General features: G+C 66.0%; 14 protein-coding genes. 1 reads left to right on the top strand and 13 read right to left on the bottom strand.

All coding sequences use genetic code 11. The annotated features are described in order from the left end of the window. Positions 1–179 precede the first annotated feature (179 nt). Positions 180–716, top strand: coding sequence for a hypothetical protein (locus tag VGU00_RS15905; protein ID WP_327470234.1), 537 nt, complete (start codon positions 180–182; stop codon positions 714–716). A 5-nt stretch (positions 717–721) separates the two neighbouring features. Here the strand turns inward: VGU00_RS15905 and VGU00_RS15900 are convergent, their stop codons facing one another. The 13 genes from VGU00_RS15900 to metG all read right to left on the bottom strand — a co-directional run bounded on the left by VGU00_RS15900 (position 722) and on the right by metG (position 15506). Then, positions 722–1195: a hypothetical protein gene (locus tag VGU00_RS15900; RefSeq protein WP_327470232.1), complete on the bottom strand. Its 474-nt coding sequence runs from the start codon at positions 1193–1195 to the stop codon at positions 722–724. Next, a complete protein-coding gene (gene cobA / locus VGU00_RS15895; protein WP_327470230.1) occupies positions 1189–2031 on the bottom strand; it encodes a uroporphyrinogen-III C-methyltransferase in 843 nt (280 codons plus the stop codon). The genes VGU00_RS15900 and cobA overlap by 7 nt, the downstream gene beginning before the upstream one ends. After that, positions 2021–4618: a molybdopterin-dependent oxidoreductase gene (locus VGU00_RS15890; protein ID WP_327470228.1), complete on the bottom strand. Its 2598-nt coding sequence runs from the start codon at positions 4616–4618 to the stop codon at positions 2021–2023. The genes cobA and VGU00_RS15890 overlap by 11 nt, the downstream gene beginning before the upstream one ends. Then, positions 4618–4962, bottom strand: a complete 345-nt coding sequence (gene nirD, locus VGU00_RS15885) for a nitrite reductase small subunit NirD (protein ID WP_327470227.1) — start codon at positions 4960–4962, stop codon at positions 4618–4620. The genes VGU00_RS15890 and nirD overlap by 1 nt, the downstream gene beginning before the upstream one ends. Then, the gene (nirB, locus tag VGU00_RS15880; protein ID WP_327470225.1) at positions 4959–7436 is read right to left on the bottom strand and encodes a nitrite reductase large subunit NirB; all 2478 of its coding nucleotides are present in this window, start codon (positions 7434–7436) and stop codon (positions 4959–4961) included. The genes nirD and nirB overlap by 4 nt, the downstream gene beginning before the upstream one ends. Further along, on the bottom strand, positions 7436–8638 hold the full coding sequence (locus tag VGU00_RS15875) for a hypothetical protein (RefSeq protein ID WP_327470223.1): 1203 nt from the start codon (positions 8636–8638) through the stop codon (positions 7436–7438). The genes nirB and VGU00_RS15875 overlap by 1 nt, the downstream gene beginning before the upstream one ends. Before the next feature lie 2 nt (positions 8639–8640). Then, on the bottom strand, positions 8641–9873 hold the full coding sequence (locus VGU00_RS15870) for a nitrate/nitrite transporter (protein WP_327470221.1): 1233 nt from the start codon (positions 9871–9873) through the stop codon (positions 8641–8643). Positions 9874–10121: 248 nt separating this feature from the next. Continuing rightward, positions 10122–11333, bottom strand: coding sequence for a CmpA/NrtA family ABC transporter substrate-binding protein (locus tag VGU00_RS15865; protein WP_327470219.1), 1212 nt, complete (start codon positions 11331–11333; stop codon positions 10122–10124). Next, positions 11330–11911, bottom strand: a complete 582-nt coding sequence (locus VGU00_RS15860) for an ANTAR domain-containing response regulator (RefSeq protein WP_327470217.1) — start codon at positions 11909–11911, stop codon at positions 11330–11332. The genes VGU00_RS15865 and VGU00_RS15860 overlap by 4 nt, the downstream gene beginning before the upstream one ends. A 272-nt stretch (positions 11912–12183) precedes the next feature. Next, positions 12184–12360, bottom strand: a complete 177-nt coding sequence (locus VGU00_RS15855) for a hypothetical protein (protein ID WP_294029530.1) — start codon at positions 12358–12360, stop codon at positions 12184–12186. Then, positions 12357–13121 (bottom strand): MBL fold metallo-hydrolase, encoded by a 765-nt coding sequence (locus VGU00_RS15850; protein WP_327470215.1) that lies wholly within the window; start codon positions 13119–13121, stop codon positions 12357–12359. The genes VGU00_RS15855 and VGU00_RS15850 overlap by 4 nt, the downstream gene beginning before the upstream one ends. A gap of 13 nt (positions 13122–13134) precedes the next feature. Continuing rightward, entirely contained in the window at positions 13135–13911 is a 777-nt protein-coding gene (locus tag VGU00_RS15845) for a TatD family hydrolase (protein ID WP_327470213.1), read from the bottom strand. Further along, a complete protein-coding gene (gene metG, locus VGU00_RS15840) occupies positions 13911–15506 on the bottom strand; it encodes a methionine--tRNA ligase (protein ID WP_327470211.1) in 1596 nt (531 codons plus the stop codon). Before metG ends, VGU00_RS15845 begins: the two co-directional genes overlap by 1 nt. Positions 15507–15511: the final 5 nt, after the last annotated feature.

Here is a 15511-nt window from a genome sequence, read left to right as displayed (position 1 = left end):
GATCCCTAGCCGCCTCGCGCCTCTTGACGTCGCGGCGTCAAAAATGACCTTCTCGATCGGCCGGTGCGCGGTCGCGGCACCGCCCGCCGCACCCCCGGCACGACGGACCTGATCGCGTTTCCCTCGATTATCGCTTCGCTATAGGCCGTCCATAAGTGGTATAAGCGGCAGGAGCGATTATGGGCGTCCAATCTTTTGGGCAGGGCGAAAGCGATGTTGCTCACCTCGCACCGGCTGGTGCCGCCGCGCCGAACCTCGCCGATCAGGTGCTCGGACTTCAATATTGCCGCCTCGGCATCCTGTCGCTGATGCGGTTGCAACTCGCCTTCGAGCGCGGTGACCGGTCGCGGGTACTGGAGGTCATCGATGAGCTCCATGCGCTCGATGCCGAGGTCGAGCATCTGGTGGGGTCGCTTCCCGCAGCAGGAGAAGACGAACGGCTGACATCGGTCGCTCGCCGACTGAAGTCGGACAAGATGGCTGCGACTTTCGAAAAACTCGCGCTGGCGAGCGGTATGAGTGGCCCGGGGCTGGTGCACGCGCCCGCATCGTTGCCCCGCAACGCCGACGCCGATCAGTGGCGCGATGCTCCCGATGAAGTTTCCGTCTGGCCGCCGGCGGAAAGTCCCGCCCGAAGGTTGATACGCGAATATGCCGTTCCGGGCGCCCTGCTGCTCGGCATTTTGGTGGCCGTGGCCATATTGCTGCTGAGCTAGGGTCGCTAACGGGACGCGCGTTTGACCATCTGCCCCAGCATGTCCTTAAGATCGTATGCTTCTTCGATCGCCGAAAATTGCCCCTTCAGTGCCGCAAGCCTGAGCAAGGAGGCCGTTTCGCCGCGTCGGTCGCGGGGATCGAGATCGCTCCGAAAAGCGAGCTCGGTCACCAATGACGTCACGAATTCGGCCGCAGCCGGCAGCCCCATATCTTTGAAGCCGGCACGGGCAGCGGACCAGCTGAGAACGCGAGCGTTGTCCGGCACATGATCGCGCAGTGCCGAAGACAGGTATGAAATCACGACTGCGGTATTCCAGAGTCTGCTCTCGCTCGTTGAAAGCGTCGACGCGCTCCCGGCAGCGACCTTTCGCCCTATCGCGTCGAGTGCCGATCCGAGATTTGCGGGATTTGTTCGCTCCGGGAGCATGATCCGCCTTTCGGTCGCGCGAAAACGAGCCAGCAACAGGGCGATCAGCATGGACGTGTCCGCTGTGGGCGCGCCGCTTCGCTCGTGGCAATTCGGGCAGGACTAAGCATGCTCGATCTTGCAGCGATATCGGGCAGGGCCAGCGCGATATCCGCCTGACCGACCGCTTCGCCGACGAGAATCAGCGTCGGGGCGCTTGCCGCGAAGGACCCGGTGGCGAGTTCGAGCAGGGCGAGTCGCGTCGCCAGCCGCCGTTCGTCGGGGCCGCTGACGTCACACGCGATCATCACGGGCGTGTCGCCCGCCATGCCAGCGCGCATCAGGCCGCGCATGATCGCGCCCGCCGCGTCGCGGCCCATGTAGAAAGCGAGGGTCGACCCACCGCTGGCGAGAGAGGTCCAGTCGATGTCGAGCGCCGCGCCGCGCTTGCTGTGCGCGGTGACGAAGCGGACGTCGCGGGAGACGCCGCGTAGCGTGAGCGAGATACCGGCAGACGCCGCTGCGGCGCAGGCGCTTGTGATGCCGGGGCAGATATGAACGGCATAACCCGCCGCGCGGAGCGCCGCCAGTTCCTCGCCGGACCGGCCGAAGATCGAGGGATCGCCACCCTTCAGGCGCACGACCCTTTTCCCGGCTGCCGCTGCCTCGACAAGCATTGCGTCGATCGTCCGCTGATCCTTCGAATGCCGCCCCGACCTTTTGCCGACGCTGACGCGCTCGGTGTGTCGGGGGATCAGTGCCAGCACACCATCGCCGACGAGCGCGTCGTAAAAGACGATGTCGGCGCGCCCGATCAGGCGGACAGCTTTCATCGTCAGCAGGTCGGGATCGCCGGGGCCGGCGCCGACCAGCCATACGGTGCCGGGCGTAAAATCGTCAGGCTGCATTGCTGGTCTCCTCGGCCAGGATGCGCGCGAGCGCGGGGCGGCACGAGCCGCAATTGGTGCCGGCGCCGATCGCGGCGCCGATGGCGGCGGTGTCGGTCAGCTTCTGGTCGCGGATCGCCGCGACGATGGTCTTGAGCCCGATGTCGAAGCAGACGCAGATGATCGGGCCTCGGTCGGCCTGTACCCCGGGCGCGCGGCCGGCGAGCAGGGTGGGGGCGACCTCGGGCGCCGCCAGCTGGCCGATCAGCCAGTCGCGCGGGGGCAGTTCGCCGCTCTCGGTAACGAAGAGCGCGCCGATGAGGCGGCCGCTCGCGACGATCGCGATGCGCCGCGTGCCGCGCGCGGCGTCCTGCGCCTCTATGCGCTCGCCCTTGGGGAGCAGGGCCTCGATGCTCTTGAGGTCGCCGTTGCCGGCGATCTCCCACAGCACCCCCGACGGCACCGCGACGCGCGTCGCCCACAGGCAGCGCGGGGTGCCGGCAAGTTCGCGCGACAGGAGCAGGAAGCCGCGCCATTTGGGGGTGACGGCGGCGATCGATGCGGGGGTGCGCTTGAACCCCGGCTGGCCCGACACCGGATCGACGAGCGGGCGGGGCAGCAGCCCGGTGCGGCCGCCGCTCGCGGTGCGGTCGGTCCAGTGGATCGGCACGAAAAGCTCGCCGGGGCGCTGGCCGGCGTGGAAGGCGACGCGGTAGAGGCTGTCGCCCTGGGGCGTTTCGACGCGCGCCAGACCGCCGTCGGTCAGCTCCAGCCGCGCGGCGTCGTCGGGGTGGACTTCGACGAGTGGCTCTTCGCGGTGGCGTGCGAGCTTGGGGGCGAGGCCGGTGCGCGTCATCGTGTGCCATTGGTCGCGGTAACGCCCGGTGTTGAGCGTCAGCGGCCATTTGGCGAGCGGTTCGGGGAGCGGCTTTTGCGCAACGGGAACGAGGCGCGCGCGGCCGTCCTCGGTTGAGAAGCGGCCGTTGGCAAAGGGATGGTCACCGCCCCAGCGAAAGGGCTGCATTGCGTCATAGGCGGCGGTACCGCCCAGTGCGGCGCCGGGCAGCGCGAAGAGGCGGGCGCCGTCATTGTCGTAATTCGACAGGCGGCAATGCTCGCGCCAGATGTCAGCGGGGCGGTCGTAGGCAAAGGCGGTCTTCCACCCCATGCGCCGGCCGATCTGCTTGACGATCCACCAGTCGGGCATCGCCTCGCCGGGGAGCGGAAAGAGCGCGCGCTGGCGGCTGATCGTGCGGTCGCTGTTGGTGACGGTGCCGTCCTTTTCGCCCCAGGCTGCGGCGGGCAGGCGGACATGCGCGAAGGCGCCCGTGTCGGTCTTTTCGATCACGTCGCTGACGACAACGAAGGGGCAGGTCTTGAGCGCGTCGCGCACCGCATTGCCGTCGGGCATCGACACGGCAGGGTTGGTCGCCATCACCCACAGCGCCTTAATCCGCCCCTCGCCGATCGCGCGGAACAGGTCGACGGCTTTCAGGCCCGGCTTCTCGGCCATTGTCGGCGAGGCCCAGAAACGCTGGACGCGGGCGCGGTTCTCGGGCGCGAAATCCATATGGGCGGCGAGGGTCGAGGCGAGTCCGCCGACCTCGCGCCCGCCCATCGCATTGGGCTGGCCGGTGATCGAGAAGGGCGCCGCCCCGGGCTTGCCGATGCGCGCGGTCGCGAGGTGGAGGTTGAGGATGGCGTTGACCTGGTCGGTGCCGGCGGTTGCTTGGTTGATCCCCTGGCTGAACAAAGTGACGGTGCGCGGGGTCGCCGCGAACAGTTCATAGAAACGCCTGAGGTCGGCGGCGGGGACATCGCAAATGCGCGCCACCGACCACAGGTCATTCCCCTCTCCAAGCTTGTCCCAGAAATCGGCGGGCACCGCGACATGGGCGGCGAGATAGTCTTCATCGACGATACCGGTCTCACGGCAATGCTGGAGCAGGCCGTTCATCAGCGCGACGTCGCTGCCGGGGCGGATGGCGAGGTGCAGGTCGGCTTCCTCGGCGGTTTCGGTGCGGCGCGGGTCGATGACGACGAGCTTGGCGCCCGCCTCGCAGCGCGCGCGGATGCGCTGGTAGACGATCGGATGGCACCACGCCGTATTGCTGCCGACGAGGACGAACAGGTCGGCGGCGTCGAGATCGTCGTAGGTGGCGGGAACGATGTCCTCGCCGAAGGCGCGGGTGTGGCCCGCGACCGCGCTCGACATGCAGAGGCGCGAATTGGTGTCGATGTTCGCGGTGCCGATGAAGCCCTTCATCAGCTTGTTCGCGACGTAATAATCCTCGGTGAGGAGCTGTCCCGAAATATAGAAGGCGACGCTGCCCGGACCGTGGCGCGCGATCGTCTCGTTGAAGCGCTTCGCGACGAGGTCGAGCGCCTTGTCCCAACTTGTCCGCTTGTTGCCGATCATCGGATGGAGGAGGCGGCCCTCCAGCCCGACCGTCTCGCCGAGATGCGTGCCTTTCGAGCAGAGGCGGCCGCGATTGGCGGGATGATCGGGATCGCCCGCGATCTCTACGCTCCGTGCGCCCGTCACCGTCGCGCGGATACCGCAGCCGACGCCGCAATAGGCGCAGGTGGTGCGGACCGCCTCGACCATCAGGCCGCGGCCTTTAGCGTGCCGGCTCGGCAGATGAGGACGCGGCCGCCGTCTATCTTGACCGGGACGGTCGGGGTGCAGCCCTTGTCCTCGCCGAGCGCTTCGCCGGTCGACAGGCTGATCCTCCAATTGTGGAGGGGGCAGGCGACGGCGCCGCCATGGACTATGCCCTGGCTTAACCGTCCATGCTTGTGCGGGCAGCGGTCGAGCAATGCGAAGACCTTGCCCTCGGCGGTGCGGAAGACGGCGATGTCGTCGCCGCCTTCGACCTGCACGGTGCGGCTGCCGCGCACGGGGATCTGGTCGACCCAGCCGATATCGAGCCATTCGGCGGTGCTGGTCATGCGATTTCCTTATGCGGGGTGAAGCGCGCCATCGGCGCGTGATGTTCGGCCTCGGCGCCCTCGGCACGCTGCGCCCAGGGGTCGTCCTGCGAAAAGCTTTGCGAGTAGAGGAAGCGCGCGCGCAGCGCCTCGCGGCCCGGTTCATCGTCGACGATGCGCGCGACGATATGGGCCAGCCCGACGCGCTCGATCCACGGCGCGGTGCGTTCGAGGTAGCGCGCTTCCTCGCGGTAGAGCTGGATGAAGGCGGCGCAATAATCCATCGCCTCCTGCTCGGTCGCGACCTTGCAGAGCAGGTCGGTGGCGCGGACATGGATGCCGCCATTGCCGCCGACGTGCAGCTCGTAGCCGCTGTCGACGCAGACGACGCCGAAATCCTTGATCGTCGCCTCGGCGCAGTTGCGCGGGCAGCCGGAGACCGCGATCTTGAACTTGTGCGGCATCCAGCTGCCCCAGCTCATCCGCTCGAGCTTGACGCCGAGCCCGGTCGAATCCTGTGTGCCGAACCGGCACCATTCGGACCCGACGCAGGTCTTCACGGTGCGCAGCGCCTTGCCATAGGCGTGGCCCGAGACCATGCCGGCGGCGTTGAGATCGGCCCAGACCGCGGGCAAATCCTCCTTTTTGATCCCGAAGATGTCGAGCCGCTGGCCGCCGGTGACCTTGACCATCGGCGCGTTATATTTCTCGACCACATCGGCGATCGCGCGCAGCTCGGTCGGGTTGGTGAGCCCGCCCCACATGCGCGGGACGACCGAGTAAGTGCCGTCCTTCTGTATATTTGCGTGGAGGCGTTCGTTGACGAAGCGGCTCTGCTGGTCGTCGACATACTCGCCGGGCAGCGCGCAGAGCAGATAGTAATTGAGCGCGGGGCGGCACGACGAGCAGCCGTCGGGGGTCGTCCAGTGCAGCTTCTGCATCACCTCGGGGATCAAGCGCATCGCCTGCGCGACGATTTCGCGGCGGACGTCGTCGTGGCCGAAGCTGGTGCATTTGCACATCGTTTTCGGCCCCGACTGGACATCGTCGCCCAGCGTCAGCGCGAGCAGATTTTCGACGAGGCCGGTGCAACTGCCGCAGCTTGCCGAGGCCTTGCAGGTGCCGCGCACCGCGTCGAGGCTGTGCGCGCCCTTGGCGATGCACGAGACGACCTGGCCCTTGGTAACGCCGTTGCAGCCGCAGATTTCCGCATCGTCGGAAAGCGCCGCAACGGCCGCCTTAGGGTCCGCCGCGCCGCCTCCCGCGGCGAAGGCCTGGCCGAAGATCAGCAGGTCGCGGAGATCGGAGACGTCCTCCTGCTTCTTGAGCAGGTCGAAATACCAGCTGCCGTCGGCGGTGTCGCCGTAGAGCACCGCGCCGACGATGCGGTCGTCCTTGACGATGACGCGCTTGTAGACGCCTCGGCTCGCGTCGCGGAGCACGATATCCTCGCAGCCGTCGCCGCCCGAGAAGTCGCCCGCGGAGAAAACGTCGATGCCCGAGACCTTGAGCTTGGTGGAGGTGACCGAGCCGCGATACCCGCTGTGCTGTTCGACCAGCCCGTCGGCGAGGCTGCGGCACATGTCCCACAAGGGTGCGACAAGGCCGTAGACCTGCCCGTCATGCTCGACGCATTCGCCGACCGCGAGCACCGCGGGGTCGCTCGTCACCATATGATCGTCGACCTGGATGCCGCGCCCGACCGCGAGGCCCGCATCGCGGGCGAGGGCGACCGAGGGGCGGATACCCACCGCCATGACGACGAGGCTGGCGGGGATCAGGGTGCCGTCCTTGAGCTCGACGCCCTCGACCTTGCCGTTTCCAACGATTTCTGCCGTGTCAGCGCCGGTCAGGATCGTCTGGCCGCGCGCTTCGAGAGCATTTTTGAGCAGCCAGCCGGCGGCTTCGTCGAGCTGGCGTTCCATCAGCGTCGGCATCAGGTGGATGACCGTGACCTTCATGCCGCGCAAAGACAGGCCATGCGCGGCCTCGAGCCCGAGCAGGCCGCCGCCGATCACAACGGCGTCGCCGCCCGCGTCGGCGGCCGCCAACATGGTGTCGACATCGTCCATGTCGCGGAAGGCGATCACGCCGGGGAGATCCTTGCCGGGGACGGGGATGATGAAGGGATCGGAGCCGGTGGCGATCAGCAGCTTGTCATAGCTCTCGACGAGCCCGCTGCGCGTCGTTACCGTCTTCGCCGTGCGGTCGATCACCGCGACCGGATCGCCCGCGACGAGTGCGATGCCATTGTCGGCGTACCATGCGGCGTCGTTGATCACGATGTCGTCGAAGCATTTCTCCCCCGCGAGCACGGGCGAGAGCATGATGCGGTTGTAATTGACGCGCGGTTCGGCGCCGAAGATCGTCACGCGGTAGCGGTTCGGATCGCGCGAGAGCAGTTCCTCGACCGCGCGGCAGCCGGCCATGCCGTTGCCGATGACGACCAGATGCTCGCGCGTGTCGGCGTCGGGTTTGAGGGGGCGGTGTTCCATCAGAGCATCCAGTCCAGTTGCAGCCAGAATTTGTCGGTGTCGGTGGCGAAAGTGTCGGCGTCGTAGTGCGCGTAGCGCGCCGAGGCGGTGAATTTGCCGAGCTTGGCGCTGGCGAGCAGGTCGATTTCGTCGCCATAGGAACGCGAGGCGCGGTCGCTGCGATAGTCGTGGTAGACGGCCTGCAGGGTTACCGCCCTGAGAGGCCCCACCGCCTTCCAGCCCCAGCCCGCGCTCGCATAAAGATTGCGGACGCCGTCGGGCGGGGTGACGAGAAATTTGTCGGCCCAGCCCTGGAATTTGAACCCCGTCGCGAGCGGGGTCTGGAAGCTGGTGAGCGCAATTCCGTCGCCGGCTCCAAGTACCTCGTACCCGACGCCGACGCGGGGTCCGCCAAGATCGACCGCGACATCGGCGAGCCAATAGTCGGCGGCATAGTCATTGGGGTTGCGGTGCCAGTCGGACTGGCGCGCATAGCTCAGCTGATAGGCGAGCTTGGCCTCGCCGAGCGGCTGGCTGCCGTCGAGTCGGACGCCATAACTCTGGCTCGACATGCGGAAGCCCTGCATCGCGGCCTCGTCCTGATCGACCAGATAGGCGAAGGCGGCGATTTTGCCGGCGGGGGTCTGCACGCTCAAATTGGCGAAGAGATTGTCGCCCGATACCGCCTGCTGCCGTGCGCCCGTACCGTCGATCCCCCAGATCGTGCGGATGCTCCACGCATAGGCGATATCGGCCTTCACGCCCTTCACCGGGGTGACCTCGGCGCGCACTGCGTCGAAGCTCTGGCCATTCTGGCGAAATCCGACCGAGCCCACGAAACGTTCGTCGTCGAAACCGAGCCGCTGCCGTCCCGCGGTGATTGCAAAGGCGGGCGCGGCATAGCGAAGCTGTGCACGCGACAGGCCGATATTGTCGGGATCGGCGACCAGCGGCCGCGTCGCGGCGCCGTGGAGGCCGTCGAAATAGTCGTCGACGATGGCGAGATTGCCCTGGCCCTCGACCAGTGCCGACCAGCGCCCGGCCTTTGCCTCGACTCCGGCGCGGACGCGCAGGGTGAGCGCGTCGGCGCCGGCGGCGAGCCCGTCCTGATCGACATTTTCATAGCGGATGCGGGCTTCGCCGAGGGGTTTCAGCACCACCTCCTCGGCGTGCGCCGTCCCGGCCGGCGCGAGCGCCAGCAGCAGGATGAGGGTGCGGTCCATGTTTAGATCCGCACGCCTTCGGCGGCGCCCCAGGTCGCGCGCCAGTGACTCTTGACGAACATCAATGCCACCAGCGCGAGCACCGCCAATCCGGCAAAGATGTAGAAGCCCGGCGCGAAGCTGCCGTTCCATTGTTTTGCAAAGCCGAGCGAGGAGGCGAGGTAGAAGCCGCCGACCCCGCCCGCCATGCCGACAAGGCCCGTCATCACGCCGATCTCGGCCGAGAAGCGCTGGGGCACGAGCTGGAACACCGAGCCGTTGCCCGTACCGAGCGCGAGCATCGCGATCACGAACAGGCCGAGCGCGGCGGGCAGCGTCGCGGCCTGCGGCACCCCGGCGAGCGCGAGCGCGGCGACGACGAACACCATCATCAGCGCCTTCACCCCGCCGATGCGGTCGGCGAGCGCGCCGCCCATCGGCCGTACCAGCGACCCCGCAAAGACGCAGGCGGCGGTGCAATAGCCCGCCATCACCGGGGTCAGGTGGAACTGGTCGGTGAAATAGATCGGCAGCGAGGCGGCGAGCCCGACGAAGCCGCCAAAGGTCACCGAGTAAAAGGCCATCAGCCACCAGGCGTCGGCGGTCTTCAGCGGCTCGAAATAGTCGATCAGCTTCTTCGGCGCCGGCGCGTTCGGCGCGTCCTTCGCCATGATGAGATAGACGAAAAAGACGATCGTCAGCGGGATGCAGGCGAGGCCGAGCACGGCGTTCCAGCCGAACAGCTTGGCGAGACCCGGGGCGAAGAGCGCGGCGAGCACCGTGCCCGAATTGCCCATGCCGGCTAGCCCCATCGCCTTGCCCTGATGCTCGGGCGGGTACCAGCGGCTGGCGAGGGGGAGGGCGATCGCGAAGCTCGCGCCCGCAAAACCGAGGATCACGCCGAGCGCAAGCGTGCCCGTGAAGCTATGAACGCCGAAGAACCACGCCGTGAACAACCCCGCGATGACGATGAGCTGGCTGATCGCGCCTGCACGTTTCGGTCCGATGCGGTCGACGAGCAACCCGTTGACGACGCGCAGCACTGCACCGGCGAGCGTCGGGACAGCCACCATTAGCCCCTTTTGCGCTGGCGTCAGGCCAAGGCCTTCCGAAATGGCGGGGGCGAGGGGACCAAGAATGACCCAAACCATGAAAGCGAGGTCGAAATAGAGAAAGGCGGCGACCAGTGTCGGCCAGTGGCCGCTCGCCCAGAAGCCCGATTTGGGTGCCGTGGCGCCCGAGGTTGCAGTCGTCATCGTCCGTCCCCTTTGTGACGGGCAATAAAAAAGCCGCCAGGACGGCGGCCACGCGGGCGCATCCTGACGGCTTCATTGCCTGTTGGGATATCGGGGAAAAGGCTCCCCGTCCGCCTGCGGTTCGATCCCCTCGTTGGAACCGGCGCCGCCTTGTCCTGCCCCGGCAGCCTTGCCGAGTGCGATTAAACTGCCTGATTCGCCGAGTTGCCGCAAGCGCTCATTTCGCAGGTGCAGCAAAATGATGAAAGCTATGGAAGTTCAGTAAGATAGGTCTCGATATCGTCGGGATCGAAGGCGCGGCCGTCGAAAAAACGGTCGCTGCCGAGCGTGAGGCGGCCCTGCGTCGAACCCGCGCCGATCGGTTCGTCGAGCCCGCCCTCGAGCTTCGAACTCGCGCCGGGGAGGGGAGCACCCGACCCCGCAAGCGCGGCGCGATAAACGTCGGGCCGGAAGACATGGCCGGCCGCGGCGGCCTCGCTTGCGTCGAACGCCATATAGTCCCAGCGGACCATCTGCGAGTAGAGCCACGCGGCCTGGCTGCGCCAGGGGAAGTTGGCGGCCTCGCGATACTGGAACATGAAGTCGGGATAGTGGATCGGCTCGCCGCCGGGGACGAGGCGGATGCGGTCGGTAATCGCGCGCAATATGGCATCGCGCGGCGCATCGAGATATTCGGGCCGCGCCAATATGCCGGCGCTTTCCTCGGCCGCGCCGGGTTCGACGAAATGCGCCGCTGCCGCATGCAGCGCGCGGACGAGCGCTTCGATCGCGTCGCGGCGTTCATCGAGAACAGTTTCGCGCATCGCGAGCACCTTCTCGACGCCGCGGCGCCAGATCTGTGCCGTTGCCAATGCAATATGCCCGACCCCGCGATCGACCGCGATCGAGTTCCACGGTTCACCGACGCAGATGCCATCGACCTCGCCCGCCGCGAGCGCATCGGCGGCGAAAGGCGGACTGGTGACGACGATTTCGATATCCTGATCGGGACGAATGCCGACGCCAGCGAGCCAATAGCGCAGCATGTAATTGTGGCTCGAATAGCGATGGACGACGCCGAAGCGCAGCGGTTTACCTGCCGCAGCCCTGTCGGCGGCGATGCGCTTCAACGCTGCGCCGATGGCGAGGGGATCGCCTAGCGCGCCGCCCAGTCCAACCTCATGCGCGAGCCGGGCGGAGAAGGTGACGGCATTGCCGTTGAGACCGAGAACGAAGGGTACCGCGAGCGGCACGGCGGGCCGGTCTTTCCCGAGCGTTGTTGCGATGGCAAGCGGCGCGATCATGTGGGCGGCATCGGTATGGCCATAGAGCAACCGGTCGCGCACGGTCGCCCAGGTCATGTCGCGGACAAGGTCGATGGCGACGCCCTCGGCGGCCGCAAAGCCGAGTTCGTGCGCGAGGATCGGCAGCGCGGCGTCGACCAGCGGCAGGAAGCCGATACGGAAACGCTCGCCGGTCATTCCATGTCTCCCATCAGCGCTTCGCTGGTGACGATCGCTTCTGCGATTTCCGAAATGCGGCGGTTGGTGCGCATCGCCTGGCCGCGGAGCAACGCATAGGCTGCGGGTTCATCGATCTGTCGGCGCTTCATCAATATGGCCTTGGCCTTGTCGGTCACCGCGCGCTCGGCGAGCGCATTCTTGGCATCGTCGAGTTCGCGCTGGAGTCGCGAGAAGGCCTGGAAGCGACGCACGGCGAGGTCGATCACGGGCTTTATCCGCTGCTTCGACAGTCCGTCGACGACATAGGCCGACACCCCGGCATCGATCGCAGCGCCGGTCGCCTCGGCGTCGCTCTGGTCGACGAACATGGCGATCGGCCGCGCCAGCGCGCGCGACATGGCGAAGAAATCCTCGAGCAGGTCGCGGCTCGGGTTTTCGAGATTGATAAGGACAACCTCGGGCTTGGCAGCTTCTATCTGCGCGACCAGCGGTCCCGCAGGATCGATGAGCATGAGGTCGTCGAGGCCGGCTTCGCGCAGGCCATCCGAAATGATGGCGGCGCGCGTCGTGCTCGTATCGATGATCGCGATCCTCATGATCGCGCCTTTACGCTGCGGCGCACAAATCTGCCAGTGACTTTCGCCTGCGAGAGCTTTTGTAAGCGAAAAGCCGGCAAAGCTTGTAATTTTCGGTTCCATCCGCCGAGCGGAGGCGCGGGCAAGCCGTTTGCGTCGTGCATTGGATTGCAGGCTGTAGCGGCAGGTAAATGGGTGAGGCGAGCCATTGTCGAGCTCAGGAAGCGGATTACATTTATCCGATAATATATATTATGTTAAATTAAGTGGCATCGCGGGGAGAAGCCCCTGCGTCAGGTCACCGCCTGCCATGTGCGGATCACCAGAAACACCAGTCCGAAGATCGCCACCCATGCGAGCGCCATCTTGATCCAGTCGGCCATCGGCAAGCGCCGCGCGAGCAGCGAACTCAGCACCAGCGCGAACGCGCCGGCAAACCACAGGATCTGGACGGTCGTGTCTCCGGTCATAGCTGCACCTCCAATCCGTCATATCCGGGCTCGACGCCCGGCGGCAATTCGCCCGCAAGGTCGTCATAATCCATCGTATTGTCCATATGCGTGATGATCGCGCGCGGATTGCCGACCTTGGCCAGCGCTTCGAGCGTCATCTGAAGATGCGGATGCGTCGGATGCGGATAGCGGCGCAACGCGTCGATCACGAACAGGTCGACGCCTTGAAAGAAATCGACCATCTCGTCGGTGAATTTAGAAAAATCAGTGGCATAGGCGACTTTGTGGGCGCCGTCGCTGAAGATCAGGCCGCTCGCCTTGATCGGCCCGTGCGGCATTTCGATCGCCGACACTTCGATCGGTCCGATCGATTGATGATCGAGCAGGTCGATCGCATCGACCGACGCGGGATAGCCCGCATTGCCTGCAAAAGCATAGGAAAAGCGCCACTTGAGCGTCTCAAGGACATGATAGCGCGCGTAGCAGGGCACCGCCGAACCGCGCAGGTGCATCACCTGGCGCAGGTCGTCGAGCCCATGGGTGTGGTCGGCATGCTCGTGCGTCCAGATCACGGCATCGACCTCGCCCACCTCGGCCGCGAGCAATTGCAGCCGCATGTCGGGGCTCGTGTCGACGAGGATGCGGAAGCCGCCGAGCGAAATCAGGATCGAGGCGCGGCTGCGCAGGTTGCGCGGATTGTCGGGGTCGCACTGGCCCCAGTCGTTGCCGAGCCGCGGGACACCCGAAGAGGTGCCGCTACCGAGAACACGAACCTTCACGACGAATGTGACGTCATGGCGCCGCCTTGGAAAAAAGCGTGTAAAAATTGATGCTTGTGGCCTCGGACAGCGCCTCGCGATCCGCGCCGCGCAGATCCGCCAGAAAGGACAAGGTGTCGGCGACGAACGCGGGCTCGCCGGTCTTGCCGCGGTGCGGGACGGGGGCAAGGAAGGGCGAATCGGTTTCGATCAGCAGCCGGTCCTGCGGTAGCCATTTCGCCGTCGCCTGCAGATCGGCCGCGTTCTTGAACGTCACGATCCCCGAGATCGAGATATAGAGGCCAAGGTCGAGCGCCTTGCGCGCAAAATCGTCGCTCGCGGTAAAGCAGTGGATCACGCCGGGGAAGACCGCCCTGCCCATCTCCTCGCCGAGCAGCGCCAGCGTGTCGTCCTCGGCGTCGCGCGTGTGAACGATGATCGGCAATCCGGTCGCCTGCGACGCGTGGATGTGGCGGCGGAAACTGTCCTGCTGCCGCACGCGGTCGCTCTTGTCGTAATAATAGTCGAGCCCGGTCTCGCCGATGCCGATCACGCGCGGGTGCGCTGCGCGCTCGACCAGCTTCGCCGTGTCGACGTCGGGATGATGGTCGGCGTCGTGTGGATGGATGCCGACGCTCGCCCAGACATCAGCATTGGCTTCGGCGGCGGCGAGCACATCGTCCCACTCGCTTTCGCGCGTCGCGATGTTGAGCATCGCGGTGACGCCCTTCGCCCGCGCGCGCGCCAGCACCTCGCCCTGCTGCTCGGCAAGCCCCTTGTAATTGAGGTGGCAGTGCGAATCGACGAGCATCAGGCCTCCCCTTCCCCTTCTCCGCCAATTTCGTCGGCGGGCAGTTCGAGGCGCGGGAAGATCGGGACCGGCTGGCTAACGGTGAAGCCGCTGGCCGCCAGTTTCGCGAACCAGTCGATATCGGCCAGCGCGGCGGAATCGCGCGCATCCGCGGCGATACCCATCTGGTCGAGCAGCTTGTCGGCCGCCGCCGGCACGACCGGGCGGATCGCGATCGCCAGCGTGCGGACCGCCTGGAACAGGGTCATCAACACCGCGCGCATGCGGTCGGGATCGGTCTTGCGGAGCGCCCACGGCGCCTGCGTGTCGACATATTGGTTGCACGCGAAGACGGCGCGGATCCAGTCCTCGATGCCGACCGAGAAAGCGAGCTGTTCGAATTCGCGCGGCAGGCGCGTGTGCGCCATATCGGACACGTCCGCGATCAGGTTGATATCATCCTCTGCAGCTATCCAGTCGTTAGACAGAACGCCGTCCAAATTCTTGAAAATCATCGACAAGCTGCGCTGCGCCAGATTGCCGAAGCTGTTCGCAAGGTCGGCGTTGGCGGTGCGCACGATCGCCTCGGCCGAATAGCTGCCGTCCTGGCCGAAGCTGACTTCGCGCAGCAGGTAATAGCGCAGCGCATCGACGCCGAAGCGCTCGGCGAGTTCCATCGGGTCGACGACATTGCCGAGCGACTTCGACATTTTCTCGCCGCGGTTGAGCAGGAAGCCGTGCCCAAAGACCTGCTTGGGCAGCGGCAGCTTCGCGCTCATCAAGAAGGCTGGCCAGTAAACCGTATGAAAACGAACGATATCCTTGCCGATCATATGGATGTCGGCGGGCCAGAACTTGCCCCACTCGCTATCGCGATCGGGGAAGCCGAGCGCCGACATATAGGTGGTGAGCGCATCGACCCAGACATACATGACATGGCCCGGCGAACCCGGGACGGGCACGCCCCAGTCGAAGCTGGTGCGCGAAACGCTGAGATCCTTGAGCCCGCCCTCGATGAAGCGCAGTACTTCGTTGCGGCGGCTTTCGGGGCGGATGAAGTCGGGATTTTCGTTATAGAGCGCGAGCAACTTGTCCTGATAGTTCGACAGGCGAAAGAACCAGCTTTCCTCGACCGTCCACTCGACCGGGGTGCCCTGCGGCGAGAGCTTGGTCTCCCCTTCCCCCTGCACGAGCTCGCTTTCGTCGTAGAACGCCTCGTCGCGGACCGAATACCAGCCTTCATAGCGGTCGAGGTACAGGTCGCCATTGGCCTCCATCGCGCGCCACAGCGCCTGCGACGCTTCATGATGCGCGGGGTCCGACGTGCGCATGAAATGGTCGAAACTGATATTCAGCTTGGCGTACATCTCACGGAAATATCCCGACATTTCGTCGGCGAGCTCGATCGTCGGGCGGCCTTGGTCGCGCGCCGTCTGGTACATTTTCAGGCCATGCTCGTCGGTGCCGGTGGTCAGCCGCACGTCGCGGCCGCGCGCGCGCTGGAACCGCGCCATGACATCGGTGGCGATCGCTTCATAGGCGTGGCCAATATGGGGGCGACCATTGGGATAGCTGATCGCGGTGGTGATGTAGAAGGGGGCTTTGTTTTCGGACATGCGCG

Source organism: Sphingopyxis sp. (assembly GCF_035944815.1).
In the GTDB taxonomy this organism is placed as follows: domain Bacteria; phylum Pseudomonadota; class Alphaproteobacteria; order Sphingomonadales; family Sphingomonadaceae; genus Sphingopyxis.
Note: the sequence above shows the minus strand (reverse complement) of the source record. Positions and strands in the feature narration are given on the sequence as shown.